At 63.3% G+C, this 2,609-nt stretch carries 1 protein-coding gene and 1 pseudogene; both read left to right on the top strand.

Going from position 1 to position 2,609, the window contains the following annotated elements; all coding sequences use genetic code 11:
- The first annotated feature begins 688 nt into the window (after positions 1–688).
- The gene (locus tag AAHG09_RS31690; protein ID WP_342112305.1) at positions 689–1,045 is read left to right on the top strand and encodes a hypothetical protein; all 357 of its coding nucleotides are present in this window, start codon (positions 689–691) and stop codon (positions 1,043–1,045) included.
- 146 nt (positions 1,046–1,191) lie between these two features.
- Positions 1,192–2,329 (top strand): annotated as a pseudogene (locus tag AAHG09_RS31695) (IS3 family transposase).
- The last annotated feature ends 280 nt before the right edge of the window (positions 2,330–2,609 follow it).

A 2,609-nucleotide genomic window follows, 5' to 3' on the forward strand; every position in this document is an offset into this window, starting at 1 on the left:
GCCTCTGGGCGAGGCTCAAGGAATGGCGTGCCATCGCAACCCGCTACGAGAAAACCGCCACCAGCTTCATGGGCGTTCTGTCCCTCGCCGCAGCCCTCGACTGGCTCAAGCGATGACACGCCCTAGTACCAATCGCGGAGCAGGATGAGATATCCGACAACATCGGTCTCGTGACGTTGAAGACGGACATCGGTCTCTGCATCCACGATTGGTCGATCCTGCCGTGCCCTCACGATGGTCAGTGCGGGGGCTGCCCGGAATCCTTCGTCCGCAAGGGTGATCCGGAACAGCGCAGTCGCGCGTGCAGTCTACTGAAGCGCCATACCGCGCTGGTACGATCGGCGGAAGCCGATGCGTCGCCAGCGACTGCGGGCCCCTCGAACCATCTGCGGTTCCATCGACGCATGGTTTCGTCGCTGAAGAAGGTGGTCGCAATCCACGACGACGAACGCTATCCGGATGGCACGTTGGTTCAAGTCGTTGCCGCATTCGAAGCTGCGAACCGCCCACCGACCGGGGGCCGCCGGGCATGAGACGGCGAGCGAAGCCCAGTGGAGGTCGTTCGCCGATCCGCGTCGTTGGTCCCGCGCATCGTCAAAAGATCAACTTCGACCCGTCCGCCCTGCCTACGATCGTCGCGGCCATCCGAGATGCCAGGATGCGGAGACGCATCACCTGGGACGATGTGATGGACATCGTGGAACAGATCACCGGAACCCGCTTCAGCCGGCAGACGCTTGATGCGAAACCCGCCATCAAGAACGCCTACGAAGCGAAACGAAAGTTGCAGCAGCGCGAGAACGCTCGACCGGATGCAATACGGAAACGCAGTCCTGCCGAGCTCACGACGATTGAAGCGCTTAGAGCTCAGATTGATTTGAGGGACCGGTTGATCGCGGAACGCGATGCGACAATCTCAGCTCAGAGCGAACGCATCGCCGCTCTTCTCGAGAAGTTCGCACGTTGGGGACATCAGTTGCTGTCGGTCAGCAACCTTACCCTGGATATGTTGGACACGCCGCTGCCGCCGGCCAGCCGATCTTGATGTCGGATTCCCCGATTTCAGAGAGCCATCCGAGACTGATGAAAACAATCGAATGGGTGATAATGGCGTTGGACTCGCCGTGACCTGACCGGCTGGCTTTGGATTGGGGCTAGCGAGAGGATCGGCCAGGACCGGAGGTGTCGGACATGCGGCGAGGTCAGAAGACGAGCGCGGAGCAGGTGGTGTTGAAGCTGCGGCAGAGCGAGGTGCAGACGGTCCAGGCTAAGAGTTTGGCGTTGGCGTGCGAGGAGGCCGAGATCTCCGAGCACAGCTATGACCGCTGGCGCAAGGAGTACGGCGGTCTCCAAGTCGACCAGGGCAGGAAGATGAAGGACATGGAGTGCGAGAACGCGCGGCTGCGGCGGCCGGTAGCCGATCTATCCTTGGAGGAGCAGGTGCTGGCGGACGTCGCCGCGGCAAACTCATAGCCCCCGAGCGACGCCGGCAGGCGGTGGACGGGATCCGGGAGAAGTACGGCTTCTCGGAACGTCACGCCTGCCGGATCGTCGGTCAGCACCGCGGCACGCAACGCTACGTGTCCACGCTGCCGGCCGACGAGGATGCGCCGACCCGGGCCATCGTCGCCCTGGCGTCCAAGTACGGGCGCTACGGCTACCGCTGCGTCACCGTGCTGCTACAGGCAGCAGGGTGGCACGTGGGCGAGGACCGGGTCCAGCGCATCTGGCGTCGTGAGGGGCTGAAGGTCCCGCAGAAGCACCGGCCACGCAGCCGCTTGTGGCTGAACGACGGCTCGTGCGTGCGGCTGCGCCCGCTCTATCGCAACCACGTCTGGAGCTTCGACGTCGTCCAGGCTATGACCCATGACGGACGCTCGCTCCGGGTCCTGACGCTGATCGACGAGAACAGCCGAGCTTGTCTCGCGCTGGAGGTGGCCCGGCCTATCAACAGCGTGGGCCTGATCGAGACGCTGGCTGACGCCATGTGCCTGTACGGCATCCCGGAGCACATCCGCTGCGATAACGGCCCAGAGATTCCAAAGCGTTGCGCAAATGGGTCGCCGAAGCCGGAGCACAGATCCAGTACATCGCGCCGGGCTCGCCGTGGGATAACGGTTACTGCGCAAGCTTCAATGGCAAGCTTCAGGATAAGTACCTGAGGCAGGGGATCGTCTACACGTTGAAAGAGGCGCTGATCGTGATCGGTCTCTGGCAAACGACCTACAACCGCGTCCAGCCGCATTCGTCCCTGGGCTATCGGCCGCCCGCGCCCGTCAGCTTCCCGGATCAGGTCTTCCGGCTACCCATGGCAGCGGCCATGCAGTAGCCTCCCAGTCGGGTCGGTTCAACACACTGGTTTAGTCAAACACCCCGGCGACCGTCTCGATCGAATGGGGTCGTCTTCCGGGCGGACGTTATTTGTCGCGCAGCAGACCTTCGACGCACGCCTCGGCGTAGCACCGCTGCCAGCGCCACACGGCTAGGGCGTGTCATCGCTTGAGCCAGTCGAGGGCTGCGGCGAGGGACAGAACGCCCATGAAGCTGGTGGCGGTTTTCTCGTAGCGGGTTGCGATGGCACGCCATTCCTTGAGCCTCGCCCAGAGGCG

It is taken from the genome of Methylobacterium guangdongense (assembly GCF_038442355.1).
Taxonomy (GTDB): Bacteria; Pseudomonadota; Alphaproteobacteria; order Rhizobiales; family Beijerinckiaceae; genus Methylobacterium; species Methylobacterium guangdongense.

Excerpts from the sequence above, each read along its gene's own strand:
- AAHG09_RS31690 (WP_342112305.1), top strand. The coding sequence starts at position 689 with ATGGACATCGTGGAACAGATCACCGGAACCCGCTTCAGCCGGCAGACG.